Source organism: Amycolatopsis sp. cg13, from assembly GCF_041346965.1.
GTDB lineage: Bacteria > Actinomycetota > Actinomycetes > Mycobacteriales > Pseudonocardiaceae > Amycolatopsis.
The window spans coordinates 4,330,804-4,355,593 of sequence record NZ_CP166848.1 but is presented as its reverse complement, the minus strand read 5'-3'; the positions used below and the strand labels follow the sequence as shown (position 1 = coordinate 4,355,593).

Below are 24,790 nucleotides of genomic sequence, written 5' to 3'. Positions count from 1 at the left end.
GGATGGAGCGGCACAGGGTCAGGATCGGCGGGAACGGGCCAGCAGCCGTTGGATCACGACGACGACCAGCAGGAACGCGCCGCTGACCACCGTCTGGTAGTTGGAATCGAGAGTGCCGACCTGGTTGATGACGTTCTGGATCAGCGTCTTCAGCAGCACGCCGACGAGCGTGCCGATGACGGTTCCCGCGCCGCCGGTGAGCAGCGTTCCGCCGATGACCACGACGGAAATCGCGTCCAGTTCCGTGCCGACGCCGAGCACGGTGACGCCCGATTGCAGATACGCCGCGGTGAGCACGCCGGCGAATCCGGCGAGCGTGCCGCTGAGCGTGTAGAGGGTGATTTTGGTGCGGGCCACCGGAAGACCCATCAGCAACGCGGACTGTTCCGCGCCGCCGAGAGCGAACACCGACTGGCCGAACCGGGTCCGGCGCAGCAGCAGCCCGCCGAGTCCGAAAAGGACCAAAGCGAGATACACCGGTACGCCGATGCCGAAGATCTTGCCTTGCCCCAGCCAGAGCAACGCCGATCCCGGCTCCACTTTGTACGTTGTCGCGCCCTCGTTGGTCAAGGCCAGCAAGAGCCCGCGAGCAAACAACAACGACGCGAGCGTGACGATGAACGGTGCCATCTTCGTGCGGGCGATGAGAAGACCGTTGACGAACCCGATCAGTCCACAAACGACTAACGGCAGCAGGATCGCGACGACCAGACCGTAGCGGGAGCCGTATGCGGCCAGCACCCCGCCGAGCGCGTACACCGAGCCGACGGACAGATCGATCCCGCCGGAAATGATCACGAACGTCATGCCGAGCGCGATCACTGCCAGGAAAGAACTTTGCAACGCGAGATCGCGCAGGTTGTCCGCCGATCCGAAGCGCGGGAAGGCAAACCACGCGGCAGCCACGCCCAGTACGAGCACCACGGCCGCGCCTTGGCGTTGCAGGACTGCGGCGAACGCGGCACCCCGTTCCGACGGCGGGGCGGCGGTGGTCGCGATCATCGCGTGCTCCGTTCCCGGGCGACGTACACCGCGGCGACGATGATGGCGGCCTGCACCATTTGCGCGGCGGAATCGGGCAGGTTGTGCTTGATCAGCGTGGCGTGCACCAATTGCATGAGCAGTGCGCCGAACACCGTGCCGAGTACGCGTACCCGGCCGCCGGTGAGCGGAGTTCCGCCGACCACCACCGCGGTGATCGCGGAAAGTTCCATCAGCAGGCCGAGATCGTTGGGATCGCTCGCCGCGAGTCGTGCGGTGGACAGCACGCCAGCGATCGCCGCCAGCGCACCGGACATGGCGTACACGCCGATCAGGACGCGTTTCACCGGCAGGCCGGCGAGTGTCGCAGCAGGACGGTTGCCGCCGACTGCGACCAAGTGTCGGCCGAACGTGGTGCGCCGCACCAACAATCCGGCCAGCACGGAGAGAACTGCGGCCACCAGGACCATGATCGGCACGCCGAGGACGTCGCCGGTGCCGAGCGCGAGGAAGTCCGGGTTGTGCAGCTGCACCAGCTGTCCGTGGGCGATCACGAGCGCCAGCCCCCGACCGCCGACCAGTAGGGCCAGCGTGGCGATGATCGGCTGAATGCCGAGCTGCGCCACCAGAAACCCGCTGAACAGTCCGGAAGCGACCCCGGCGATCAACGCGACCACGATCACCATCACCGGCCCGGCCCCGAGGTACAGCGGGACGAGCGCGGCGGCAACCGACATCACCGAGCCGACGGACAGGTCGATGCCCTCGGTGCCGATCACCAGCGCCATGCCGAGCGCGACGATGCACACCGGCGCGGCCTGCACCAGCTGCGTGCGGAAGTTGGCCGCGGAGAGGAAGTTCTTCGTGAACGCGATGTTGAACAGCAGCAGCACGACCACGGCCAGGTACACGCCGTAGTTCTGCAGCCAGCTCGTGACGCGGGCGCGGTCAGGTCTCGTCAGTGTCGCGGTCGACATCGTTGTCACCCCCTGCAGCAATCGCCGCCAGCACGTTGTCCTCGGTGACCGCGTCCCCGGCCAATTCGGTGGCGACGCTGCCGTCGCGCAGCACGACCACCCGGTCCGCGCCGTCGAGAATCTCCTCCAGCTCGGACGAAATCAGCAACACGCCGAGGCCGTCCTGGGCCAGTTCATCGATGAGCGCCTGCACCTCGGCCTTGGCTCCGACGTCGATGCCACGCGTTGGCTCGTCCAGCAGCAGCACTTTCGGCCCGGTGGCGAGCCAACGCGCCAGCAGCACCTTCTGCTGGTTGCCGCCGGACAGCTCGGACACTTTCTGCTCCGGGCTGGAAGCCTTGATCCGCAACCGTTCCATGAAGGTCTTCACCACTCGGTCCTGTTTGGACCGGCTGACGAAGCCGAAAGTGGACAGTCGCGGCAGCGCGGCGAGCACGATGTTCTCGCGCACGGACAGGTTCGGAATGATCCCGTCCGCCTTGCGATCCTCGGCCAGCAGCGCGATCCCGGCCCGCATCGCGGCGGAGATCTTCCCGCGCTTCAACGGCTTTCCGGCCAGTAGCACGGTGCCGCCGTCGAGCGGGAAGGCCCCGACGACAGCCCGCGCAGTCTCGCTGCGGCCAGACCCGAGCAGTCCCGCCAATCCGACGACCTCACCCGGCCGCACGCTCACCGAAACGTCGTGCAGCTTGTTCCCTCCGGATAGATGAGAGGCCTGCAGCAACGGTTCCTTCTCCGCATGATGCTCCTCGCCGAACGCCGTGACGCCCTCAGCGCGGATCTGCCGGATCTCCCGGCCGAGCATCATCGACACCAACTCGATGCGCGGCAACGGCTTCAGCGGTCCACTGTGTACTACCCGACCATCGCGCAACACTGTGACGCTGTCGCACACCCGATACAGCTCGTCCATCCGGTGACTCACATAAAGCACCGAGATGTCGTCGGCGTGCAACCGAGCCAGCACCTCGAACAGGGTGTCCACTTCACGCGGTTCGAGCGACGAGGTCGGCTCGTCCATCACGACCACACCGGCCTTTGTGGACACCGCCCGGGCCAGCGCGACCATCTGCTGCGCACCGACCGCGAGCGTGTGCAGCGGACGCCGTACATCGGTGTCGATCCCGTACCCGCTGAGCAGTTCGCGCGCCTGTTCGTTCATCGCCGACCAGTCCACCAATCCGGTGCGCGTGCGCGGTTCCCGGCCGAGGAAGACGTTGCTCGCCACGCTCATCAGCGGAACGAGGTTGACCTCCTGGTAGATGGTGGAGATCCCGGCGCGCTGCGCGTCGATCGGCCGGCGGAACTCGACCGGCTCGCCGAGGTGGCGCACCTGCCCCTCGTCCGGCCGGTACACGCCGGTGAGGACTTTGATCAAAGTGGACTTGCCCGCGCCGTTTTCCCCGACCAGCGCGTGGACTTCGCCGCGGCGCAGGCGGAAGGAGACGTCGTCGAGGGCCACGGTGCCGGGGAACCGTTTGGTCACCCCGGTCACCTCGAGCACCGGTGCGGTCATGGTCGCCGCCAACGCGTCGGCCGTGCTCGTCATCAGTACGCGTTCCCGACCTTCTGGGCCGCGTTCGATTCGTCGTAGGAGTCGTCGGTGATGACGATGCTCGCCGGGATCGGCTTGCCGTCCGCGAACTGCTGCAGCGTCTGGAACGCCAGCTGCCCGAAGCGCGGGTTCGACTCGATCACCGCGTTGTAGCTGCCGTCCACGATCAGCTGCACCGCGTTGCGGGTGCCGTCGACGGACACGACCTTCACGTCCTTGCCGGGGTTCTTGCCCGCGGTCTTGAGCGCGTTCACCGCGCCGATGCCCATCTCGTCGTTCTCCGCGTACACCGCGGTGAGGTCGGGATGGCTCTGGATCAGCTGTTCCATCACCTGCTGGCCCTTGGACCGGTCGAACTCGCCGGTCTGCTCGGCGACCACGGTGAGGCCGGGCGTCTTCGCGAGTTCGTCCTTGAACCCCTTGGTGCGGTCGGTGGTCACGTTGTTGCCCGAGGAACCGAGCAGGATCGCGACCTTGCCGGTGCCGCCGGTGGCCTTCGCGAGCGAGGCGGCCGCGCGCTGGCCCTGTTCGATGAAGTTGGACCCGATGAAGGTGAGGTAGTCGGTGCACGGCTTCGACGTCACCTGCCGGTCGATGGTGACCACCGGGACCTTCTTCGCCTTCGCCGCGTCGAGCGCGGGCTGCAGGCCGTCGGAGTTCAGCGGGGCCACGATGAGCAGCTGAGCGCCCCGGTCGAGCAGGGATTTGATGTCCGAGATCTGCTTGTTGAGGTCACTCTGCGCGTTCGTGGTGAGCAGGTGGTCGGCCGGGATGCCGAGCTTGCCCGCCTCGCTGCGGATGGACTGCGTCTCGGCGATCCGGAACGGGTTCGCCTCCTTCTCCGACTGGGAGAAGCCGACGATCGCGGTCTTCGGGTCGAGCTTCGGGTACCCGGTCTTGTCGATGGTGCAGCCGTCGGCGCTCGGCGCGGCGGACGCGGCCGAGGCGGCCGGACCGGAGCCATTGCTCTGCGCGGCCGGGGTTTCCTCGCGGCTGGTGCACCCCGCGAGCACGAGTGCCGTGGCGGCGCCGGCGACCAGAGCGAAGCGGGTGGGGACGGACGGGGACACGGCGGACTCCTCGCAGCCGACGACTGGGGCAACCCGCTCGGCGGCGTGACCTCCGTCACGACGCTGAGCTGCGGCTATTTTTACATCGTTGGAACAACGTTGTAAACAGGCAAAACGTCGCTACACTACGTGGTCGTCGGGGCTGGTGCCGGGAGCCTCGCGGGCTCGTGATGGGCTCTGGGCCGACAAGATGAGGAGTCAGCGTGGCCGTGACCCTGAAGGACGTCGCGACGCTGGCGGGCGTTTCGGTGAAAACCGTGTCGAACGTGGTGAACGGCTACGCGTTCGTGAAGCCCGAGAACCGGCGGCGCGTCGAGGAAGCACTGGCCGCGACCGGGTACCGGCCAAACGTCGGCGCGCGCAACCTGCGCCGCGGGCGGACCGGGTTCCTGGCGTTGATGGTGCCGGAGCTGAGCATTCCGTACTTCGGCGAAATGGCCGGGCTGGTGATCACCGCCGCGCAGCGCCGCGGCTGGAGCGTGCTGATCGAGCAGACGCAAGGGACTCGCGACCGGGAGCGGGCCACTGTGGACTCATTGGGTCCGCATCTGGTCGACGGCGCCCTGGTGCATCCGGAAGCGCTCGAAGCGGACGATTTCCCTGACGCGGAAGGGAAAATTCCACTGGTGCTGCTCGGCGAACACGCGGTGGACGTCGCGCTGGACCGGGTGGCAATCGACAACGTGCAGGCCGCGCACGTCGCGGTATCGCACCTGGTTTCGCTCGGCCGGCGCCGGATCGCCGCGATCGGCGCGAACCCCAAGCGCGGGACGTCGTCGCTGCGGCTCGCCGGTTATCGGGCCGCGTTGGCGGATGCGGGCTTGCCGTCGGCGGATTCGCTCGTGGAGCCGGTGGCGAAGTACCACCGCGCCGAGGGTGCGGCGGCGATGAAACGCTTGCTGGCACAGGAAGAACCGCCGGACGCGGTGTTCTGCTTCAACGACCTGCTGGCCGTCGGCGCGCTGCGCTCGGTGGCCGAGCACGGGCTGCGGGTGCCGGACGACATCGCGATCGTCGGCTTCGACAACACCGAGGAGAGCGCGTTCAGCCTGCCCGCGCTCACCACGATCTCGCCGGACAAGGCGGCCATCGCCGAGGCCGCGATCGACCTGATCCACAGCCGCCTCGCCGGTACCGAGAGCGCCACGCCGCGTTCGGTGCAGCCGCCGTTTTCCCTGGAGGTAAGGGAAAGCACGGTCGTTTCCTAGAGAAGTCGCGTCGCCAGCACGAGGATCACCGCGCTGGACAGCAAAGCGGTGCCGAGCCGTCCGCGCGGGCCGGTGAGGCCGCGTCCGAGCAACGCGCCGCCGATGGCGAGCAGCAGTTGCCAGCTGGCCGAAGCGGCGAACGCGGCGGCGGCGAACACGGTGCCGTTCGCCGGTCGTTCGCCGAGGACGAGCGCGGTGAAGTAGATGATGGTGGACGGGTTGAGCAGGGTCAGGCCGAGCAGTGTCGCGTATGCCTTTAGGGGGTGTGGTTCCGTTGCCAGCAAGGGCGTTTCGGCGGATCGATAACGCCGGATCGCCCGGACCGCGGTCCACGCGGCGAGCAGGAACAGAGCGGCGGCGGAGGTCAGGCGCAGGGGAGTGGTGATCGGGGCGAGCAGCGGGGCCAGCGCGGCACCGCCGGTGGTGGCGAGAACGGCGTAAACACCGTCCGCGGTGGCCACGCCCATCGCCGCGGCCGCCCCGACCCGCCACGACGTGCGCGCGGTGAGTTCGACCAGGTAGACGCCGATCGCGCCGACCGGCATGGCGATCCCGTAGCCGGCGATGAGCCCCGCGACCAGCGCGGCGCTCATCGGACTGCCTGGCTGGTCCCTTCCTGCGCCGTCTGCTGCTTGCCGCGCGCGGCGAGGCAGCGGGACGGATGACGACGGGCGGGTTCGGTGGCCATGGCGGGAATACTCGGCGCTCCGATCGGGACTGGGCAACTGAATTTCCGCCGTGCCAGGATGGGCGGATGCCGGTTGAACTGCCTGTCCCGCTCGTGGTCCGGTACCGGGCGGTGGACCGGGAAGCGGTGGGCTCCGCGCTGGTGGACACCCCGCAGCATCTCGACGCTCTTGCCGAGGACATCGCGCGGCACGGAATCCGCACGCCGTTGCGGCTCGGGTTCTGCGAGGATTTCGGCACGCTGGACGGCAATCACCGGATCGCCGTCGCGCTGCGGCTCGGGCTGACGACGGTGCCGGTCACCGTCGTCTGGGAGCCGCGGACTCCGCGCCCCGGGCACGCGCGACCGATGCTGGCGGCGGATTTCGCGGTCCTCAAAGCCGCTGCGGGGAAGTAGCTGCTACCCGCCGCGAGTAGCGAGCTTGTCGATCACCGTAGCCACCGCCTCCGGTTGCGAGAGCAGCGAATAGTGACTGGCAGCCAGTTCGACACAATCCGCCTCAGCCCGCTCGGCGAGCCAGCGCTGCAGGTCCGGGTTCAGGATTCGGTCCTCTGTGGACACAGCGTAAGCGGTCGGCAGGTCACGCCAAGCTCCAGGCCCGGCGGGAGCGATGAAACACCCGGTACGGGCGCGTCGCTGCACCGAGGCCAGCGCCGCGGCTCGTTCGTGCGCGACATCGGCGGCGAAGGCGTAGTGGAAGAGGTCCGGGTCTACCGACGACCAGCCGTCCTCGTGGAACACCATCGCGTCGTTGCCGGGGGAGTCCGGGAACTGGTCGTTCAGCGACGTGACGGTCTCGCTTTCGTCCGGAACATACGCCGCGAAGTAAGCCAGGGCGTTGACCTGCGGATTGTCTTTCGCCGCACCGGAAATGACCGCGCCGCCGTAGGAATGGCCGGCCAGGACGACTGGGCCGCTGAAGGAGGCGGCTTCCCGGCGGACCTCGGCCATGTCGTCCGCGAGCGAGGTCATCGGCAGGTGCGCCGCACGGACCCGGTGTCCTTGCCGATGCAGCGCGGGGATCACCTCCAGCCACGCCGACCCGTCGCTCCAAGCGCCGTGGACCAGAACGATTTCCGCCATGAATGCCTCCTTTTCGGCTGAAGGCAAGCCAACCACCGGCGGTGTCCGGGGAGTCCCGGTCGCGGCGGAAAAGGAGGATTCCGACCTCGACCGGGGCCCGAACGGCGCTATCTGACAAGGAAGCCTTGACAGCGAAGCGGCGGCCGGGACGCACCCGGCCGCCGCTCGCTTAGCCGGCTCAGCCGACCGGCATCTGCTCGTAGATCCGCTGCTGCGGTCCGGCCGCCGCGCGGATTCCGTTGACCCACAGCCGCTGCACCCGGGACGCTTCCTGCGAGTTCGGGTTGGCGTTGTGGCAGGACGGGCCGGGGCCGCCGCCCGACATCAGCTCCGAGCACGGGCCCGAGTAGTGGTCCGGCAGACCGAGCGCGTGGCCGGTCTCGTGCGCGGTGATCCGCGTGTTGTCGTACTGGCGGGCCTGGGTGTAGTCGATGAAGATGGTGCCGTAGCCGTGTCCGTCGGTCTGCGCGTACGACCCGCGCGGGTCGTTGCCCTCGACGTACCGCAGCGAGGCCCCGGACGAGCGCTCGACCAGCTTCACGTTGGTCACCGCGCGGTTCCAGTTCGCCGCGCCCGCGTTGATCGCGGCCCGGAACGACGGCGCGCCTGCCGTCGAGTAGTAGACCGTGGTCGTCGCGGCGACGGACGGGGCGGGAGCCGGAGCAGCGACTGCTGCGGCGCCGGCGAGCGGCGTGGCGGCGACGGCGAGTGCGACCGCGCCGGACAGCACGAACTTCCTGGACATAAGAAAGCTCCTGGGGGATTGGGGAGTTTGCCGGGTTTGCGCGCGCTCAACCCAAAGTAGGCAGAAGCTCCCGGAATGTGACCCCCCATTCGTACGGTCCGGTAAATGGTGATTTCCCACCACTAACGACGGGTTGACAAGCCGTCACCAGGGCTGCATCTCGTCGTCGTCCTCACCGGCGGCGCGCCTGCGGTGCGGGCCGGACGTCGGCCGGGGCGGTTCGGGCGCGGCCGGGGGCGGCGGGGTGGTGCCGGGAGGCGGCATCGGCGGACGGCTGTGGGTCGCGCCGGCCGGCGGGGGCATCGGGCGGCCGAAAGCCGCGCTGCCCGGCGGAGTGGTGCTGCCCGGCGGAGGTCCCGGATACCGCGCGGGCGGTTCGGGTCGCGGCGGCTCGGCGGGAGGCTGAGGCTCCGGCTCTTCCTCCGGTTCCGGCAGATACGACTTGACCACGTTCATCATCTCGCTGTCGCCGGCGATCGGCTCGAACGCGTCGATGACGTCGCGCGACACCTGGCGCTGCGCTTTGCCGTAGGCGTCCATGATCGAGGCGGTGAGCCGGGCGCCGCCGTGCCGCAGGGCGCGGTCGTCGATCTCGAGGTTCTTGAGCGCGCCGTTCGGGGCGACCGAAACCGACACCAGCCCGTCGCCCGATTTGGCGCGGCCCTCCGCGGTGCTCAGCGTCTCCTGCAGCGCAGCGCTTTTGGCCTGCATCTCGTCAATCCGCCGCTGGAAGTCGTCCAGCCACCCCTGATCGTCCACCGGCGAACGCTATCGGCCGCCCCCGCCCAGTTGGTGAACCTCGGATGGCTGCCGGGCGACGAAACGATCGACATCCGCGGCGGGGCGGGGCGGCCTAGGGCAACGCGAGCGGTAACAATGGGCAAGTGTCCGAAGAAGTCCAGGCCCGCACGCGCAACCGCTGGGGCGAGGGCGAACGGCTGCGCGGGGAAATCCTCGCCGCGGCCAGCAAGCTCCTGTCGGAACTCGACGGCGAGGACGCGCTCACCATCCGCGGGGTCGCCCGCGCCGTCGGCATCGCCCCGGCCAGCATTTACCAGCACTTCAGCGACCGAGCCGCGCTCGTCACCGGGCTCGCCGAGTACGAGTTCGGCAGGCTGCGCGTCGAGATGGACGCGGCCGAGGCCCGCGTTCCCGCCCGCGACGCGGTGGGCCGGGTGCGGGCGCTGCTGCACACGTACTGCCGGTTCGCGATGGCCAACCCCGGCCATTACCGGCTGATGACGGCCAACGGGGCGAGCCGCACTTCGCCGGATGTCCGGCCGCACGGTCCGGCGATCGATCTCGTCGACCGGATCACCGCCGCGTTCGCCCGCTGCGCTGAGTCCGGCGCCGCGCTCCGGGTGCCCGCCGAACGGGCCGGAGTGATCGCGTTCGTCGGCGCGCACGGCCGCGTCGCGCTGTTCCATTCCACCGGACGGCAGCCGAGCGGGGACGGTGTCGTGAGCTTCGCCGACGAACTGCTGGCGCTCATTTTCGCTTGAGCCACGGGCGTTTTCTCCCCGTTTGCCACGCTCGTCCACGGCCATCCCGGTGATCTTGAGCCGCACTCCTGGGCAATCGTTCACCACAACACCTAACATGTGTTCAGTAAGTATCCGAACACTCGTTTGGTGACTTCTCCTCCAGGAGGCTGTGATGCCGGAGGCCCGGCCCGTAGAGCACTTCCCGATGAGCCGCGGGCGCTGCCCGTTCGATCCGCCGCCCGAACTCGATCGCAAGCTGCGCGACGAGCCGGTGTCTCGCGTGCGGATCTGGGACGGCAGCGAACCGTGGCTGTTCACCCGCTACGAAGACGTTCGCGCGCTGCTCACTGACCCGCGGGTGAGCGCCGATCCGGACCGCGCCGGCTATCCGTCGCAGACGCCTGGGGTCAAGGCGCGGCGCAGCCGGTTCAAGTCGTTCATCGGGATGGACGAGCCGGAGCACTCGGCCCAGCGACGGCTGCTCACCGGCGATTTCATGGTGAAGAAGATCCAGGCGATGCGACCGCGGATCCAGCAGATCGTCGACGAACTGCTCGACGAGATGCTGGCCGGTCCGAAACCCGCTGACCTCGTGCAGGCGTTCGCGCTGCCGGTGCCGTCCTTGGTGATCTGCGAACTGCTCGGCGTGCCGTACGACGATCGCGACTTCTTCCATCGCTGCAGCAAGGTCCTGGTCTCGCGGGAGGCGACCGCCGAAGAGTCGCTCGCGGCGGCGGAGGAATTGCAGGGCTATCTCGGGCGGCTGGTCAAGAAGAAGCTCGACGACCCGGCCGACGACGTGTTCAGCCGCCTCGCGACCGGACCGGTCGCCACCGGAGCGATGACCGTCGAGGAAGCGGCCGCGATGGGGCAGCTGCTGCTCGTGGCCGGGCACGAGACCACGGCGAACATGATCGCGCTCGGCACGGTCGCGTTGCTGGAGAACCCGGATCAGCTCGCCGCGGTCCGCGACGGCGACGACGCCTTGCTGGCCAACGCGGTCGAGGAGCTGCTGCGCTACCTGACGATCGTCCACTCCGGACGCCGCCGCGTCGCGCTCGAAGACCTGGAGATCGGCGGGCAGACCGTCCGCAAGGGCGAGGGCCTGGTCGCGGCCACGGACGTCGCCAACCGCGACGAGACGCAGTTCCCGGAGCCGGACAAGCTCGACGTCACCCGCAAGGCGCGCCACCACGTCGCGTTCGGCTACGGCGTGCATCAGTGCCTCGGCCAGCCGCTCGCGCGCGTCGAGCTGCAGGTGGTGTACCGGACGCTGTACCGGCGGATCCCGACGCTCCGGCTGGCCGCGCCGGTGGAAGAGCTGAAGTTCAAGCACGACATGGTCGTCTACGGGGTGCACGAACTCCCCGTGACCTGGTGAAAGGAGTCGCGAGATGAAGGTGGTCGTCGACCAGTCCCGCTGCGTCGGGGCCGGGCAGTGCGTGCTCGTCGCGCCCGAGGTGTTCGATCAGCGCGACGAGGACGGGATCGTGGTGCTGCTGCGGGAAAATCCGCCCGCGGAACTGCACGCGCAGGCGAAAGAGGCGGCGCAGCTCTGCCCGGCGCTCGCGATCGAGGTGGACGGCTGAGCCGGCGGCCCCGGCGGTCCTTTATCCTGTAAGGGGAAAGGGGTCGCCGGTGGTCGTGTTCGCGGGGCAGGGCGACGCCCGCCGTTCGATGGAGCTGCTGTGGCGCGCGGGCGTCGAATCGCGCAGCGCGCCGGGGCCGAAACCCGCGCTGAGCGTCGACCTCATCGTGGGCGCGGCGATCGAACTCGCGGACGCCGAAGGCATGTCGGCGTTGTCGATGCGCGCGGTCGGGGATCGGCTCGGGCGCACCGCGATGGCGCTGTACACGTACGTGCCGAGCAAGACCGAGCTCATCGACCTGATGTGCGACCAGGTGTTCGGCGATCTGCGCGACGACCACGACCTGTCCGGCGGCTGGCGTCCGGCGCTGGTGTCGTTGGCCGGTGACCTGTGGGACTTCCATCTGCGCCACCCGTGGCTGCTGCAGGTGTCCTACGCGCGTCCGGTGCTGGGTCCGGGGGAGTTCCGAATGCAGGAAACGGTGCTGCGGGTGCTGTTCGCGACCGGCCTGCCCGCCGGTCAGGTGCGACGGCTGGTGGGCGCGCTGCTCAACGTCGTGCGCGGCGCGGTGCAGATCGCCGCGGAATCACGGTTGGCGCTGAAGGAAACCGGACTGTCCGATGAGGACTGGTGGCGGGCGCGGACGTCCGCGCTCGGCGAACTTGCTCCCGACCTGGCCGAGCGATACCCGCATGTCGCGCGGCTAGGCGAGGAGAGCTCGCCGCCACCGCCCGCTGGTGTGTCCTATTTGGAGTATGAAGCGCGGCTCAGTTTCGACGCTGGCGTGGCGGTGCTGGCGGACGGCATCGAGGCGGCTATCGCTTGCGCGCCTCAATCAGATACCGAGTAGTCGTCGCCACGAACGGCCCCTTCTGCAGCTCCTCGTGCAGCTCGCGTAGGCGCGGCAGGTATTCGTCCACAGTGAACCCCGGCACCATCCAGATCACCTTGCGCAGGAAGTAAATCACCGCGCCGATGTCGTGGAACTCAGTGCGCAACTCTTCGAAGCGCAGGTCCACCACTTCGAGCCCGGCCTTCTCCGCTTCGGCTTTCGCGCGGTCCGGATGCCTGCTGTTGCGGACCTCCGGCGGCTGCGGCCCGAGGAAGTACTCGACCAGCTCGAACACGCTCCACGGCCCCACGTGCTGCGACAGATAGCTACCGCCGGGCTTGAGGACCCGGACGATCTCGTCCCACCAGACCGTCACCGGATGCCTGCTGACGACCAGCTCGAACGTGTTGTCCTGAAACGGAAGCGGTGGCTCGTCGGTGTCCGCGACAACGGTCGCGCCCCGCGGTTCGAGCAGCGCGGCGGCCTTCTCGAGATTCGGCGGCCACGATTCGGTGGCGACTGTGAGCGGCGGCAGCACTGGCACGCCTGCCAGCACTTCTCCGCCGCCGGTCTGGATGTCCACAACGGACTGGACGTCCCGCATCCGCTCGCCGATCAGCCGCTGGTACCCCCAAGACGGCCGCTGCTCGCTGGCCCTCCCGTCGAGCCACGAGAAGTCCCAGCCGTCGACGGATACCGACGAGGCCTCGTCCACCAGTTCGTCGAAGGTGCGCATCCGGTGATCGTCACAAATTCGCGGCGGGCGGGCCACTCGATTTCCGCTGCGGCGCCGGCGGCACCGGTTTGGCCGCGACCACCGCCGCCAACGGCACGACGACCAGCCCGCGTTTGGTCTCGACAGTGCAGGTCTCAGCGTCGCGAGCGCGCAACGGACCGAGGGCGTCAGTGAATCCGCCCTCGATCCGATACCGCACGACAACCCGCGTGCCCAGGGGAAGTTCCGTCAGCGGGGTCACCGCGCGAGGTGGGCGTTCAGTTCGTCGTCGCTCGGCTCGACGAGGTGACTGCCGTCCGCGAAGACGATGGTCGGGATGCGGCGGGCGCCGTCCTGAAGCTGGCGTACGCGGGCTTCGGCGGCGGGGTCGGCCTCGACGTCCACGTAGTCGTACTCGACGCCCTTCGCGTCGAGCAGCGCGCGGCTGCGTTTGACGTCCGGGCACCAGCTCGCGCCGTAGACGATCGGGTTGCTCATGACACTACCTCCGAGGGGACGACAGCGGTTTTGCCTTCGGCCGCACCGGGTTCCGGGTGGCCGAGGAACGTGAGCCAGTCGCGGAACACGCGGTGCACGGCTTCCGCGCCGACGGGTTCGCCGGGCGCGGGGAATTCTCGCGGATGCAGCAGGAAGCCGCGCTGCTGCGGTCCGCCGAGACCGCCGTGCGAGCCGACGTGCCGTTCGAACGGCGAGGACTGGTCGGAGTCCGCGTCGTACCGGCTGTTGATCATGATGTCCGCGCAATGCGGGAAGCTGTCGACGCGTTGGACCAGCTCAGCGGCGTAGGGACCGTAGTCGGCCAGTGGGTCTTCGCCTATCACGACGCCGGTCGCCAGCCGCTTCAGCCCGTCGCGGCCCAGCACCACCGGGCCGAATTCGCGGCTGCGGACCAGCAGGAATCCGACGCCGTCGTGGTCGACCAGCGTCGGCAGCAGGTCCGGGTACTCGCGTTCGATCGTCTCCAGTTCGACCCGGCCCTCGTGCTCGGTGAACGACACCATCGCGACGTGCCCGGACACCACGGCGACCACCCCGGGAGCTACGCGGGTGACCTGGCCCGGCGAGCCAGTCGCGGTGCGTGGGCGGTCTTCGGCTCCTTCCGCGCCTTCGACCCGGGCCCGCAGCCGTCGCGCGATCAGGCCGCCGCTCGCGGTCGCCTCGGCCAGCGCGGCGTTGACCTGCCAGCTTTCCGCCTGTCGACGCTTTCCTTGCTCGGCAACAGGTTCCCCGCCGCAGAGCCGTCCGACGAGCGCTTCGATGGTCTCGCCGAACCGGTCGACGAACGCCTGGCCTTGGGTCTGTCCGTGATCCGACAGCCCGACGATGTGGTACTTCCGCGGCGAGAGCCGAGCGGCCCGCAGCAGCCGTGCGAACTGCTGGTCGATCGACCGCAGCACCTCCAGCGTGTCGAACCGTTCGATGCCGGAGTGGTGCGCGACCTCGTCGTAGCCGAGGAAATCGGCGTACACCACCGGCCGCCCGGCGAGCAGGTCGCCGATGATCGCGGACACCACGACGTCGCGTGCGATCACCGTCGTGCCCGGCCGGGCGAGCGGGTAGACACCGCCGCGCGGGATCCGTGGCAGCACGCCGGCGCGCCGTTGTTTGGCCGCCGCAGACAGCTCGCGGACGACGTCGGCGAGCGCGACGCCGAAGGTGCGCAACACGTTGACGGGGTTGGCGAAGTAAGCGCGGTACCCAGCGCCGACGCGGTCCCGGCGACGCTTGCGCGGCGTGAGGACCGGCACTGAACTCATGGTCAGGCTGACGTGCGGGGCGTCGCCGGAAAAGAGGTTGCCGTGGCTCGCGCCGCCGATCGACAGCAGCCCGTGCCCGTCGCTGTGCCGCCGCTCGATCTCGGCCGCGTCGGACGGATGCGCGCACGCCATGACGTGGTCGCGATCCTTTTCGTACCAGCGGAAACCGAGGATGTCGTGGTTCGAACCGTGCAGGATCCCGCAGACGCTCGCGCCGGTCTGCGAACTCCAGTCGGTGTGCCAGCGGGTGAGCGAATGCGTGCCCTCGGACAGCCACTTGGCGAAGGTCGGCATGTCACCGTCCCGGACGGCGCGGCGGACGGTGTCGTAACCCAGCCCGTCGATCTGCAGGAAGACCACACCGGGCGGTTGATCGGCGAAATCGGTGCGGTGCTTCGCTTTCCGCCGGCGGCGCGCGGCGCGACGGAAGAAGATTTCGTCCTCGTCGACGGCCAGCACGCTGGAGATCACCGCGCCCACCGCGGACATCGCGACGGTGATGACGACCGCCGTCGAGAACCCGTGCAGCTCGACACCGGGTACGGCCTGCAGGATCGCCAACGCCGCGGCACTGAGCAGGATGTACGTGCCGACGCCGAGGGTGAAGTACGCGATCGGCCACGCCACCCGCACCACGAGCGGCCACACCACGGAGACGAGCAGTCCGAGGATCAGCGCGCACACCGTCGGCTGCCACCAGGACTGCATCGTGAACCCGTCGAGCCACGCGTCGAGCAGCCGCAGCGCGCCGGTGACCGCCACCCAGACCAGCAGGACCCGCGCGACGACCCGGCCGCCGCGCAGCAACCGGCCCTTCGCCGGAGCAGGTGTCGTCATCGAGGTCCTCCCGTCTGGTTGGCCGCCCGTTTCTTGGAGATCAGCGTGGTCAGCACGGTCACCAGCAGCACCAGGACGGTGGCGAGCAGCGTCGCGACGAGCGGCGAGTCGAAGATGCCGCCGCTGAGAATGCCGAGCAGCGAGTACGCCACCGCCCACAGCACGCAGGCCAAGAGGCCGGACGGCAGGAACTTGCGCCACGGGTAGCCAAGCGTGCCCGCGGCTAGCAGCACTGGGATGCGTCCGGCGGGTACTAGGCGGCCGATCACCACGAGCTGCCAGCCTCGTCTCGCGAACTGCTCGCGGCCCTTCGCGAGGCGTTCGGCTTGCTGGCGTCGTTCTACGAAACGCAGTAGCGGTTCGCTGCCGAGTTTCGGGACGGCGAAGGTGATCACGTCGCCCAGGTATGCGCCTGCCACGGCCAGCAGGATCACCAGCGGGAGCGAGAGGTGGTCGGTGGTCATCGCGACCGCGGCTGCCGCGCCGACGACCGCGCCGGTCGGGACGATCGGGATGACGGAGCCGAGCAGTACTCCGCCGAACAGCGCCGGATAGCCGATCGCTGACGGGTCTGTCCAGTTCACCCGCGCTCCTTGCGGGCCGGGAACAGGACGTCGGAGCCGGGGCGGGTGTGCAGGACCTCGGTGTCCAGGCCCAGACAGCGGACATGGTGCGCGAAGGTGCGTGGGGGTTCCACGAGGAGCCTGCGCATCTTGGCCGTGCGGTGGATGCCGGGGAGAGCGAGGGTGCCCCAGTGGACGGGGACTGCCGTGCGGGCCTGTAGGAGGGCGGCGGCTTCGGCTGCGCGTTCTGGGGTGAGGTGGCCTGGGCCCAGGTTAGGGCCCCAGCCCCAGACTGGGAGCAGGGCTACGTCTACTGGACCCAGGTCGGCCATGCCGGGGAAGAGGTCGGTGTCGCCTGCTGAGTAGATCCGCGTGGTGTCGGCTTCCAGGAGGTGGCCTAGGGCTGGGCTTTGCGGGCCGTGGGTCAGGCGGGGGCCCCAGCGGTGGCCTGAGTGGACCGCTTCCGTGGCGGTGATTTTCAGGGGGCCGGAGGTGGTGGATTGGCCTGGGGCGAGTTCTTCTACCTCGGTGAAGCCTTGTTTGGTCAGCCAGGAGCCTGCGCCTCTGGGGACGACGATTCTTGTGGCTTTGCCTAGGAGGTTCAGGGAGGGAAGGTGGAGGTGGTCGCCGTGGAGGTGGGAGATCAGGACGACGTCTACTGCTGACCAGGCTGTGACGTCTGGTTTGGGGACTACTCGGGTTAACGGGCCGATCCAGCGGGTGAGGACTGGGTCGGTCAGGGCTACCTGCCCGGCTAGTTCCACGCGGGTGGTCGCGTGGCCTAGGAAGTGGAGGTTCGGGCTGGTCACGGGTTCGAGTATTGCTGGATGTGCCGGGAGATGCTCGGTGGAGTGGTGGGGGGCACCCTGTTCGGGGGCTGCTCGTCGCCTGGCGGCGACATCGCTTGGGGGTTGCGTGGGGCACCCCGAAGCTTGAGTGTGCTGACGGTCTGGGGGTGCTTGTCAAGGCGGGAAAGATGCCTTGACAAGCACCCCCAGACCGCAGGGACGCTTTATATCGGGGTGCGGGGGAGGGGCTGGGTGCCTCGATCGTTGGGTGCACCGGCTGCGGTTCGCGGGTGGCGGGGGCTAGCGCCCCAATGTGGCGTTGGGTGCGTCAGATGCACCGAACGCCGCATTGGGTGCGTGGGATGCACCCAATGCCGCATTGGGGCGCGTTCTGGCGGGTGGTGGGCGGTCCGTGAAGGGCTCCTTGAGGGAATCTGATTCCGTGAAGGAGCCCCTCACGGCGCGGCGTGGCGCGCGTGCGGAAGGAAGGTCGTGAGGGGAACCCTGAGGGAATCAGCGTCTGTGAGGGTTCCCCTCACGGCGTTAGGGCGCGGCGGAGTTGGCCGGTGCGGGGATGTGCAGGGATTGGGTGCCCAGGCCGGTCGGGCCGCTGGGGTGGGGGCTGGGTTTGGTGCCGATGGGGACGGGCTCGGTGCCGGTGCAGCCTGGGTGTAGCAGTGCCTTGGAGGTGTCGGGTGGTTCCGCGGCGTCGCTCGGCTCGTCGGCGGAGACTCGCGAAGCCCGGACTCGGTCCAGTTCCTCGTCGGTGTACCGGGCGCATTCGCGGTGCCAGTTCGCGATTCCGGTCATCAGGTTCTTCAGCAGGTCCGCGTAGTCGGTGAGCGTCGCCTGCGCTTCCGCGTCCAGGCCGTAATCGGCGAACAGGCCCGGCAAGCCGACATCAACCGCGTGTCGGAATTCTGCCAGTCTTGCTTCTGCCAGATTCGCGACGATCCGCAGGGCTTGATCTTGCTCCACGTCCAGGAAGGATCGGACTACCAGCACCGCATTGTGCAGGCCGCCTTCGTATTCTATTTCCTTGCGGTAGGAGAATAGATCGTTGATCAGCCAGGAGTAGTCGGCGGCCGAATCTTCCAGTGCCTCGATCACTCGGTTTCGGTGGATTTCCTGGGGCACGGTGCGGCTGTTGGTGAGTCGGCTGATGCTTGTCACCAGGTCGGAGCCGAAGGTGCGGCGGCGCATTTCGACGTAGTCGATGGGGTCTGCGATGCGGTTTTGGGCTTGGTTGGCCAGTTCCCACACCCAGGCGTCGATCATCTCCTCGACCGTGCCGCGGAAGGTTTCGCGTTCTGCGGGGCTCAGCGGGCCGGTGGTGCGGTGCCACAGGTCTGCCAGGCCGGTTTCCAGGGCGGTCAGGGGTGCGGGCGGAGGGGAACCGTCGGTGGGCATGAAGAGTTTTAGGCGTTCGGTGGCCAGCCGGGCGGCGGGCAGGTCGTGGGCGAAGACTTCTGTGTAGTAGTCGTCGGCATAGGTGCCCCAGGTCAGCCAGTCGTTGATGAGGGACAATTGCTCCGGGGGAGCGGCGGGGCTGATTCCCGCGGAGGCTAGTGGGATGTCGGATAAGCGTAGCCGGGTGGAGTCCCACACCGATTCGGACAGCATTCCTATTCGCTGCGGCCAAGCGGTGATTTTCCTGCGTTCCGCGGCTAGGTGCGGGCTTAGGCGTAGAGGGAACGGCAGGGGTAGGGCGGGCAGGGTGACTGGGCCTAGTTTTTCATAGGGCTGGTGGGAGAAGGCTCGTGCGCGTTGTGGTGCGGTGGTGGCGATAGAGCGGAAGATTCGGGCTGCGGAGGTGCCCAGTCCGGATGGTCCGCCTAGTAATTCTGGGCCGCCGTGGGCGTCTAGGGCCCCTTCGTTCATGTAACGGCTTGAGCGCAGGTGCCATTCGTGTCCGCCGGATTGCCAGTCTTGCAAGCCCTTGACGTAGGCGAAGGTTTCGGCTCGTCCGACGGGTTGTATGGCGTGTTCCTCGAAGAGAGCCGGGACTTCGGTGAGCGCGGTGTGTTCGAATTGGTGCAGGCGTGAAGTCAGGAGGTCGTTTACTGCGTCTGCAGCCTGCTGAGTGGTGCAGCCTAGGAACTTTTCGAAGACCAGGACGCTGTTGGACAGTTCGCCCTCGTCTTCGACTTCGCGCTGGTAGGAGAAGAGGTCGTTGCGCAGGTGCACGGCGTCGGCGAAGCAGTCGCGCAGGACTTCCATCGGGCGTTTAGCCGCGATTTCGTCGGGGACTTCGGCGTTCAGGGAATGTTCGATCAGGTTCGCAGACCATGGGGCGCCGCCGACTTTGCGGCGCATCGCGACGTATTCGATGGGGTTCGCGATACGGCCCTCGTTCATGTTGGCGAGTTCCCACAGCGATTCATCGAGAAGGTTGCGCGTGCTTTCGCGGAAGCGGCGGCGCCAGCCCGCGGATCGGTGGGGGACAGTGCGGTTCCACAAATCGGTCAGACCGCGTTCGACGGGGTTTTCCGGAGTATCGGTGATGGGGCCTTCGGCGGGCATGAAGCGGGCGATGCGATCCAGGTAAGCGCGGGCGTGTTCGATGTCGCCGGTGCGCTTGAAGAGTTCCAGGAAATGGTCGTCGAAGTAGAAGACCCAGACGTACCAGTCGGTGACGAGGTCTAGTTCCCGCGGGGCGGCGTCGGGGTGGGTGTAGGAGCACAGCAGGGCGTAGTCGTGGGAGTCGAGGTCGTGCTCGTTCCAGATGACGGTGCCGTGCTGCGGCACGTCGATCATGTCCATCGAGTACGCCCACGCCTTGCTGTGCTTCCGCGCGCCGTCCAGGTGCGGGTTCAGCCGGGCGGGGTACGACAGATAGAACTCAGGCAGGACGAACGGCTGCACGCGTGCTCCCCTCGCGTTCCGTGGGTGCCGACTCCACGAGGCAAACAGACCCGACCGGCGCAGCGGAAGTCCTGCCACTCCGCCGATTTCGCGGATCGCCCGTGCGGACCAGCGCGGTCCGTCGAGTGGTCTTCGCTGCGTGCTCTCGCGTCGCTCGTCGGTGGACGGCGCGCGGACATCCGAGTGTGGGCGGGTGTCCGCCGGACAGTTTCTTGCAACGTGTGCAAATCGGAGTACGCTCAGGTTTTCACACGATGGCAAAGCGGCCTGGGTCCCCCGGCGGCCACCTCTTCGAGAAGCGACGGCGGGCAGTCGCCGCGCGCGGGCCGTTGTGCCCGGGAAGGGGAGCAGCCAAGGAGGTTGTGGCGCCGTCCCGTCCTAGGAGTGACGCTCATGTCGCCTGGTCCCCACACTTCCCGATCTCGTCCGAGACGGCGTGGCGCGCTGGTCGCCGCTGTCGTGCTCGGCGCCGCCCTCACGGCCGCGTTTCCGGCGAGCACCGCCACCGCGGCCACCACCTCCGGCGGGGTGCTTTACCGGCCCAGCACCGCCAGCGGTTCCACTGAGGACGCCAGCTACCCGCGCGTCATCCGCCTCGCGCACAACGGCAGCGCGAACGGCACCCTGCTGGCCACGTTCTCGCACTCCGGCACCGGCGTCGGGAAGGCGAACTTCCCGGTCTACCGCTCGACCGACAACGGCGTCACCTGGACGTCGTCGCCGATCAGCACGGTCACCGACACCCAGCACGGCTGGGATCTCGACGGCCCGACGCTCTACGAACTGCCGCGCGCCGAAGGGTCGCTGCCGGCCGGCACTCTGCTCGCCGCGGGCACCGCCTGGAACCACGGCGACTACACGCAGCAGGCGGTCGAGGTTTTCGTGTCCACCAACCAGGGTGCGAGCTGGACTTACCGCAGTTCGTGCGCGGCCGAGTCCGGGATGGCCAACACGATCGGCCACGGCATCTGGGAGCCGGAGTTCGCCACCACCGATCACGGGCTCATCTGCTACTTCTCCGACGAACGTCCGTCGGTCAACAACTACGCCCAGGTCCTCGCGCACGCGGTCTCCACCGACGGCGGCCTGACCTGGGGCAACGAGGTCTACGACGTCGCGGTGCAGAACGGCGTCGACCGGCCCGGGATGGCCACCGTCGTCCCGTTGCCCAACGGCACCTACGCGATGACCTACGAGGACTGCAAAGCCGGCTTCGATCCAGACCAGGCTTGCGACGTCTACTTCAAGACCTCCCCGGACGCCGAATCGTGGAACCCCGGCAGCCTCGGCACCCGGATCGAAACCGCCGACCACCGGTTCCTGCTGCACACGCCGTACCTGACCTGGTCGCCGGCGGGCGGCGCGAACGGGACCCTCGTCGCGTCCGGACAGCGGGTCGTCGCGGGCACGGACGGTTCGCTGGCGATCCAGCCGGAGGACGGGCACGTGCTGTTCGTGAACCGGAACCTCGGATCCGGGCCATGGCAAGAGATCACCACGCCAGTGACCACCGCGCCGACCGGCGGCTACGACGCGGGCGAGACGGCCTGTGCCGGGTACAGTTCGCCGTTGCTGGGCGCGCCTTCGGGCAACACCTTCCTGATGCTCGCGGGCACGCATTTGTCCACCGGCAAATGCGAAACGGACTTCGGCACGGCGACGCTGCCGAACGCGCAGGGCCAGATCACCGGACCCGGCACCACCGGCAAGTGCGTCGACGTGAACACCAACACGTCGGTCAACGGCAATGCGGTGCAGCTGTACACCTGCGGGATCGCGACCGGTCAGCAGTGGTCGCTAGAAACTGACGGCACGATCCGGGCTTTCGACAAATGCCTGAACATCGTCGGCGGCGGCACCGCGAATTCGTCCAAAGTGGAGCTTCGCGACTGTCTCGGTACGCCTGCGCAGCAGTGGCAGGCGCGGGCGGACGGGTCGATCTACAACCCGCAGTCGGGTCGGTGCCTCGACGATCCGCAGGCCCAGACCGCGGACGGCACGCAGTTGCAGATCTATGACTGCAATGGTTTGTTCACGCAGGTTTGGCACGTTCCAGCTTGATCAGGAAGGGGCGGCCAGTTCAGCTGGCCGCCCCTTCCTGTTATCAGCTACGCGCGCCCCGCCGGTTCAATTCCTCCACGACCGCAGCGTCCACAAAGGTCCGCGCGATCACCTTGCCGTCCGTTTCCAGCCACAGGTGCAGCCGCGCCGGACCGCCCGGTGCCGGTACGGTCAGCGGGAACGCGTCGCTGAGCCGGAACGGTTTCGCTTGCGCGCCAAGGGAAGCCGATGCAACAGGCAGAGTGCGCGAACCTGAAGCGCCCCACCCGGCGTGCAGAGTTCCCGCGATCGGCTCCTGGCCGGTGTGCGAGACGTGCACGTCGAGGGTCAGCGGTTCCGTCGGCACCGGCAGGTCGGCGCCGGCGTGCGCGGGCACGAGGTCGACGACCAGGGTGGTCGCCGCGAAGGCGTCGGCCGGGTTGAGCCCGCCCCAGTCCTTGGGTCGCCGGTGCGTGTCCAGCAGGCCCGCCATTTCGTGTTCTACGTCGGTCAGTTCCGTGTAGATGTAGCCGGAAAACCGGTCGTGCCTGCGGATTTCCTGGGTCTGCCAGCGCACGTGCCACGCCCGCTCCAGGCTGGTGAACCCCGCGCCGTACTCGCTGTTCAGCACCGGCACGCCGGAGCGCGGGAAGTCGGCAGAACCGTAGAACGATTTGTCGACCAGGAAGTCCGGGCGGAGTTTGACCTCGAACGACTCCCGCTCACCGGACGCGAGCGCGGCGAGGTTTTCCGCCCAGTTGCGCGGGTTCTCGTCGTAGTAATGCCAATCGACCAGGTCGGTCTTCACGTGCGCCCAGCCGGAGTTCTCCACGATCGGCCGGGTGTCGTCGAGCGAGCGCATGAGGTCGTAGGCGCGCACGGCCGCGGCGGCGCGCTCCGGGCTGCCCGGGATGTCCCAGTCCAGGCCCCATTCTTCGTTGTACAGCCCCCAGATCACGATCGACGGATGGTTGCCGTCGCGCCGGACGAAGTCAGGCAGCTGTGCCTCGAACGCCGCCGCGGCGGCCGGGCTGAACCGGCTCGGCGCTGGCGGTTCGGCCCAGATCAGCATCCCGGTCCGGTCGGCGTGGTCGAGCCATCGCGGTTCCTCGGCCTTGAGATGCTTGCGTACCAGCGAAAAGCCGAGTTCACGCGCAAGCTCGAGGTCGCGGACCAAAGCTTCGTCATCGGGTGCGGTGAGCCCCGACTCCGGCCAGTAACCTTGGTCGAGGACACCGCGCACGTACAGCCGTTCTCCGTTGAGATACAACGCTTCGCCGCGCGTTTCGATCCGGCGAAGCCCGCCGGTCACGGTCAGCTGGTCGGCGTAGTCGCCTTCGCCGACAGTCAGCGCGATGGAGTACAGGTGCGGCGATTCCGGGCTCCACAACTGCGGCGACGGAACCTCCAGCCGTCCGGAAAACCGCCCGTCCCGCACCGAAAGGACGGTCTCGCGACCCTCCAGGAGCGCGACTACGACGGCATTGCCCGGAGCATCCCCAGCGAGTTCGCCCGCGACGTCAAAGCCGGTCAGCGAATCCCCGCGCACGGAAACCTCGGCGGCGTACGTGCGCCCGCGGGCCTCGAGCCAGACGCTCTGCCAGATCCCGGACGTCGGCGTGAACGAGACGCCGTCGTAGTCGTCTCGCGGGATCGAACGCTGTTTGCCGTGCGGGATTTCGCGTTTGTCCGCAGGTGCCTCGACCTCGACGGTCAACTCAGCGACCCGACCCGGCTTCAGCACGTCGGTGACGTCGAACTCGAACGAACTGTGCCCGCCGACGTGCGAACCGATGGACGTCCCGTCGATCGAGACGACCGCCCGGTGATGCACCGCGCCGAAGCACAGCGCGAGCCGGCGGCCGGTCCATTCCGCCGGAACCGTGATCGTGCGCGAGTAGACAGCGTGTTCCAACCAGGTCCGGTGCACCCCGGAAGCGGCGGTCTCCCAAGCGAACGGGACGGTGATCGACTCGGGCGCACCGTCGGCCGCGGCGAATCGCCAGCGGCCGTTGAGGCTCAGCCATCTCTCGGATCGGTCCCGGTCGGGACGCGGATACCCCGGCCGCGGGACCGCCTCCGCGGCGGTCGGGTCGGCGGCGTTCTCGGCAATCGTCATGTGTCAGCCCTTTACGCTTCCGGCGAGGATGCCGTTGATGAAGTGCTTCTGCAGCACGATGAACAGGATCAGCAGCGGGACGAGCGCGATCGACGCGGCGGCGAGCAGTTCGCCGGTCACGGTCGCGTAATCGGCGTCCACCCGGTTGCCCGAGATGTTCTGGGCGAGGGTCGAGAGGACGACTTGGAGGGTCGCCATCCGGCTTGAGCTGGCCGCGACGACCGGCCAGACGAAATCGTTGTAGATGTTCATGATCGTCAGCACGCCGAGCCCGGCGAGACCCGGCCGGATCGCCGGGACCACCACGCGCCAGAAGATGCCGAACTCGCCGCAGCCGTCGACGCGGGCGGCGTCGAGCAGTTCGTCCGGCACCGCCGCGATCACCTGGCGCATCCAGAAGATCGCGAACGCGTCGACCGAACCAGGCAGGATCAGCGCCTGGTACGTGTTGACCCAGCCGAGTTCCTTCATCTCCAGCAGCAGCGGGATGACGAGCACGATCGTCGGCAGCATCAGGGTGAGCAGCACGGTGCCGAAGATCAGGTTACGGCCCGCGAACCGGTATTTCGCGAACGCGTAGGCCGCGAGCGGCGCGCAGAGCATCGTGATCGCGCCCTTCGCCACGAGCACGATGCCGGTGTTGAGGAACCCGCTGCCGATCGGGACGTCCTGGAACATCCCGCGGAAATTGGCGAGGGTGAAGGTCGCCGGGTCGAACCCGAGCGGGTTCCGGATGATCTCGCCCGCCGGTTTGAACGACGACAGGATCGCCCACACGACTGGCGCGAGCAGGGCGACGGTCAGCACGAGCAGGAACGCGTGCGAGCCGAGCAACGGCCGGGGCTTCCGTTGTCGGACGCCGAGTGCGGTCAT

General features: G+C 68.3%; 24 protein-coding genes. 7 read left to right on the top strand and 17 right to left on the bottom strand.

Annotation, left to right across the window (positions count from 1 at the left end; all coding sequences use genetic code 11):
- Nucleotides 1-18: 18 nt before the first annotated feature.
- The 4 genes from AB5I40_RS19890 to AB5I40_RS19875 are packed head-to-tail and all read right to left on the bottom strand — an operon-like array spanning nt 19 to nt 4,583.
- Complete coding sequence (locus tag AB5I40_RS19890) at nt 19-1,002, bottom strand: ABC transporter permease (RefSeq protein ID WP_370940039.1); 984 nt, start codon at nt 1,000-1,002, stop codon at nt 19-21.
- Nucleotides 999-1,958, bottom strand: a complete 960-nt coding sequence (locus AB5I40_RS19885) for an ABC transporter permease (RefSeq protein WP_037712597.1) — start codon at nt 1,956-1,958, stop codon at nt 999-1,001. Before AB5I40_RS19885 ends, AB5I40_RS19890 begins: the two co-directional genes overlap by 4 nt.
- Nucleotides 1,930-3,507 (bottom strand): sugar ABC transporter ATP-binding protein, encoded by a 1,578-nt coding sequence (locus tag AB5I40_RS19880; protein WP_370940038.1) that lies wholly within the window; start codon nt 3,505-3,507, stop codon nt 1,930-1,932. Before AB5I40_RS19880 ends, AB5I40_RS19885 begins: the two co-directional genes overlap by 29 nt.
- Nucleotides 3,507-4,583: an ABC transporter substrate-binding protein gene (locus tag AB5I40_RS19875; protein WP_370940037.1), complete on the bottom strand. Its 1,077-nt coding sequence runs from the start codon at nt 4,581-4,583 to the stop codon at nt 3,507-3,509. The genes AB5I40_RS19880 and AB5I40_RS19875 overlap by 1 nt, the downstream gene beginning before the upstream one ends.
- A gap of 203 nt (nt 4,584-4,786) precedes the next feature.
- Between AB5I40_RS19875 and AB5I40_RS19870 the strand changes: the two genes are divergently transcribed.
- Nucleotides 4,787-5,791, top strand: coding sequence for a LacI family DNA-binding transcriptional regulator (locus tag AB5I40_RS19870; RefSeq protein WP_370940036.1), 1,005 nt, complete (start codon nt 4,787-4,789; stop codon nt 5,789-5,791).
- Here AB5I40_RS19870 and AB5I40_RS19865 read toward each other — a convergent pair.
- Nucleotides 5,788-6,384, bottom strand: a complete 597-nt coding sequence (locus tag AB5I40_RS19865; RefSeq protein ID WP_370940035.1) for a LysE family transporter — start codon at nt 6,382-6,384, stop codon at nt 5,788-5,790. The genes AB5I40_RS19870 and AB5I40_RS19865 overlap by 4 nt on opposite strands.
- A gap of 161 nt (nt 6,385-6,545) precedes the next feature.
- Here AB5I40_RS19865 and AB5I40_RS19860 point away from each other — a divergent pair, with 161 nt between their 5' ends.
- On the top strand, nt 6,546-6,875 hold the full coding sequence (locus AB5I40_RS19860) for a hypothetical protein (RefSeq protein WP_370940034.1): 330 nt from the start codon (nt 6,546-6,548) through the stop codon (nt 6,873-6,875).
- 3 nt (nt 6,876-6,878) lie between these two features.
- Here AB5I40_RS19860 and AB5I40_RS19855 read toward each other — a convergent pair whose 3' ends face one another.
- The 3 genes from AB5I40_RS19855 to AB5I40_RS19845 form a co-directional block, all read right to left on the bottom strand.
- Complete coding sequence (locus AB5I40_RS19855) at nt 6,879-7,562, bottom strand: alpha/beta fold hydrolase (RefSeq protein WP_370940033.1); 684 nt, start codon at nt 7,560-7,562, stop codon at nt 6,879-6,881.
- Nucleotides 7,563-7,740: 178 nt separating this feature from the next.
- Nucleotides 7,741-8,307 (bottom strand): snapalysin family zinc-dependent metalloprotease, encoded by a 567-nt coding sequence (locus AB5I40_RS19850; RefSeq protein WP_370940032.1) that lies wholly within the window; start codon nt 8,305-8,307, stop codon nt 7,741-7,743.
- 144 nt (nt 8,308-8,451) lie between these two features.
- Complete coding sequence (locus tag AB5I40_RS19845) at nt 8,452-9,066, bottom strand: YbaB/EbfC family nucleoid-associated protein (protein WP_370940031.1); 615 nt, start codon at nt 9,064-9,066, stop codon at nt 8,452-8,454.
- A gap of 125 nt (nt 9,067-9,191) precedes the next feature.
- Between AB5I40_RS19845 and AB5I40_RS19840 the strand changes: the two genes are divergently transcribed.
- The 4 genes from AB5I40_RS19840 (at nt 9,192) to AB5I40_RS19825 (ending at nt 12,230) form a co-directional block, all read left to right on the top strand.
- Nucleotides 9,192-9,809, top strand: coding sequence for a TetR/AcrR family transcriptional regulator (locus AB5I40_RS19840; protein WP_370940030.1), 618 nt, complete (start codon nt 9,192-9,194; stop codon nt 9,807-9,809).
- A gap of 154 nt (nt 9,810-9,963) precedes the next feature.
- A complete protein-coding gene (locus AB5I40_RS19835; protein ID WP_370940029.1) occupies nt 9,964-11,172 on the top strand; it encodes a cytochrome P450 in 1,209 nt (402 codons plus the stop codon).
- Nucleotides 11,173-11,185: 13 nt separating this feature from the next.
- A complete protein-coding gene (locus AB5I40_RS19830; RefSeq protein ID WP_370940028.1) occupies nt 11,186-11,380 on the top strand; it encodes a ferredoxin in 195 nt (64 codons plus the stop codon).
- Nucleotides 11,381-11,429: 49 nt separating this feature from the next.
- The gene (locus AB5I40_RS19825; protein WP_370940027.1) at nt 11,430-12,230 is read left to right on the top strand and encodes a TetR/AcrR family transcriptional regulator; all 801 of its coding nucleotides are present in this window, start codon (nt 11,430-11,432) and stop codon (nt 12,228-12,230) included.
- On the opposite strand, the gene AB5I40_RS19820 is transcribed toward AB5I40_RS19825, so the two are convergent.
- The 7 genes from AB5I40_RS19820 to AB5I40_RS19790 all read right to left on the bottom strand — a co-directional run bounded on the left by AB5I40_RS19820 (nt 12,196) and on the right by AB5I40_RS19790 (nt 19,758).
- Nucleotides 12,196-12,948 carry a class I SAM-dependent methyltransferase gene (locus AB5I40_RS19820; protein ID WP_370940026.1) on the bottom strand — a complete coding sequence of 251 codons (753 nt, stop codon included), beginning with the start codon at nt 12,946-12,948 and terminating at the stop codon, nt 12,196-12,198. The genes AB5I40_RS19825 and AB5I40_RS19820 overlap by 35 nt on opposite strands.
- A 10-nt stretch (nt 12,949-12,958) precedes the next feature.
- Nucleotides 12,959-13,189 carry a ferrous iron transport protein A gene (locus AB5I40_RS19815; protein WP_370940025.1) on the bottom strand — a complete coding sequence of 77 codons (231 nt, stop codon included), beginning with the start codon at nt 13,187-13,189 and terminating at the stop codon, nt 12,959-12,961.
- Nucleotides 13,186-13,425: a glutaredoxin domain-containing protein gene (locus AB5I40_RS19810; protein WP_009073409.1), complete on the bottom strand. Its 240-nt coding sequence runs from the start codon at nt 13,423-13,425 to the stop codon at nt 13,186-13,188. Before AB5I40_RS19810 ends, AB5I40_RS19815 begins: the two co-directional genes overlap by 4 nt.
- A complete protein-coding gene (locus AB5I40_RS19805) occupies nt 13,422-15,542 on the bottom strand; it encodes a phage holin family protein (RefSeq protein WP_370940024.1) in 2,121 nt (706 codons plus the stop codon). The genes AB5I40_RS19810 and AB5I40_RS19805 overlap by 4 nt, the downstream gene beginning before the upstream one ends.
- Nucleotides 15,539-16,126 (bottom strand): DedA family protein, encoded by a 588-nt coding sequence (locus AB5I40_RS19800; RefSeq protein ID WP_370940023.1) that lies wholly within the window; start codon nt 16,124-16,126, stop codon nt 15,539-15,541. The genes AB5I40_RS19805 and AB5I40_RS19800 overlap by 4 nt, the downstream gene beginning before the upstream one ends.
- On the bottom strand, nt 16,123-16,914 hold the full coding sequence (locus AB5I40_RS19795) for an MBL fold metallo-hydrolase (protein WP_370940022.1): 792 nt from the start codon (nt 16,912-16,914) through the stop codon (nt 16,123-16,125). The genes AB5I40_RS19800 and AB5I40_RS19795 overlap by 4 nt, the downstream gene beginning before the upstream one ends.
- 522 nt (nt 16,915-17,436) lie before the next feature.
- Complete coding sequence (locus AB5I40_RS19790) at nt 17,437-19,758, bottom strand: germacradienol/geosmin synthase (RefSeq protein ID WP_370940021.1); 2,322 nt, start codon at nt 19,756-19,758, stop codon at nt 17,437-17,439.
- Nucleotides 19,759-20,151: 393 nt separating this feature from the next.
- Here AB5I40_RS19790 and AB5I40_RS19785 point away from each other — a divergent pair, with 393 nt between their 5' ends.
- Nucleotides 20,152-21,819 carry a ricin-type beta-trefoil lectin domain protein gene (locus AB5I40_RS19785; protein WP_370940020.1) on the top strand — a complete coding sequence of 556 codons (1,668 nt, stop codon included), beginning with the start codon at nt 20,152-20,154 and terminating at the stop codon, nt 21,817-21,819.
- A gap of 43 nt (nt 21,820-21,862) precedes the next feature.
- On the opposite strand, the gene AB5I40_RS19780 is transcribed toward AB5I40_RS19785, so the two are convergent.
- Both AB5I40_RS19780 and AB5I40_RS19775 read right to left on the bottom strand, forming a co-directional pair.
- A complete protein-coding gene (locus AB5I40_RS19780; protein WP_370940019.1) occupies nt 21,863-23,917 on the bottom strand; it encodes a glycoside hydrolase family 2 protein in 2,055 nt (684 codons plus the stop codon).
- A gap of 3 nt (nt 23,918-23,920) precedes the next feature.
- Complete coding sequence (locus tag AB5I40_RS19775; RefSeq protein WP_370940018.1) at nt 23,921-24,790, bottom strand: carbohydrate ABC transporter permease; 870 nt, start codon at nt 24,788-24,790, stop codon at nt 23,921-23,923.

Excerpts from the sequence above, each read along its gene's own strand:
- AB5I40_RS19890 (WP_370940039.1), bottom strand. The coding sequence starts at position 1,002 with ATGATCGCGACCACCGCCGCCCCGCCGTCGGAACGGGGTGCCGCGTTC.
- AB5I40_RS19885 (WP_037712597.1), bottom strand. The coding sequence starts at position 1,958 with ATGTCGACCGCGACACTGACGAGACCTGACCGCGCCCGCGTCACGAGC.
- AB5I40_RS19880 (WP_370940038.1), bottom strand. The coding sequence starts at position 3,507 with ATGACGAGCACGGCCGACGCGTTGGCGGCGACCATGACCGCACCGGTG.
- AB5I40_RS19865 (WP_370940035.1), bottom strand. The coding sequence starts at position 6,384 with ATGAGCGCCGCGCTGGTCGCGGGGCTCATCGCCGGCTACGGGATCGCC.
- AB5I40_RS19860 (WP_370940034.1), top strand. The coding sequence starts at position 6,546 with ATGCCGGTTGAACTGCCTGTCCCGCTCGTGGTCCGGTACCGGGCGGTG.
- AB5I40_RS19855 (WP_370940033.1), bottom strand. The coding sequence starts at position 7,562 with ATGGCGGAAATCGTTCTGGTCCACGGCGCTTGGAGCGACGGGTCGGCG.
- AB5I40_RS19850 (WP_370940032.1), bottom strand. The coding sequence starts at position 8,307 with ATGTCCAGGAAGTTCGTGCTGTCCGGCGCGGTCGCACTCGCCGTCGCC.
- AB5I40_RS19835 (WP_370940029.1), top strand. The coding sequence starts at position 9,964 with ATGCCGGAGGCCCGGCCCGTAGAGCACTTCCCGATGAGCCGCGGGCGC.
- AB5I40_RS19830 (WP_370940028.1), top strand. The coding sequence starts at position 11,186 with ATGAAGGTGGTCGTCGACCAGTCCCGCTGCGTCGGGGCCGGGCAGTGC.
- AB5I40_RS19820 (WP_370940026.1), bottom strand. The coding sequence starts at position 12,948 with ATGCGCACCTTCGACGAACTGGTGGACGAGGCCTCGTCGGTATCCGTC.
- AB5I40_RS19810 (WP_009073409.1), bottom strand. The coding sequence starts at position 13,425 with ATGAGCAACCCGATCGTCTACGGCGCGAGCTGGTGCCCGGACGTCAAA.
- AB5I40_RS19805 (WP_370940024.1), bottom strand. The coding sequence starts at position 15,542 with ATGACGACACCTGCTCCGGCGAAGGGCCGGTTGCTGCGCGGCGGCCGG.
- AB5I40_RS19785 (WP_370940020.1), top strand. The coding sequence starts at position 20,152 with ATGTCGCCTGGTCCCCACACTTCCCGATCTCGTCCGAGACGGCGTGGC.
- AB5I40_RS19780 (WP_370940019.1), bottom strand. The coding sequence starts at position 23,917 with ATGACGATTGCCGAGAACGCCGCCGACCCGACCGCCGCGGAGGCGGTC.
- AB5I40_RS19775 (WP_370940018.1), bottom strand. The coding sequence starts at position 24,790 with ATGACCGCACTCGGCGTCCGACAACGGAAGCCCCGGCCGTTGCTCGGC.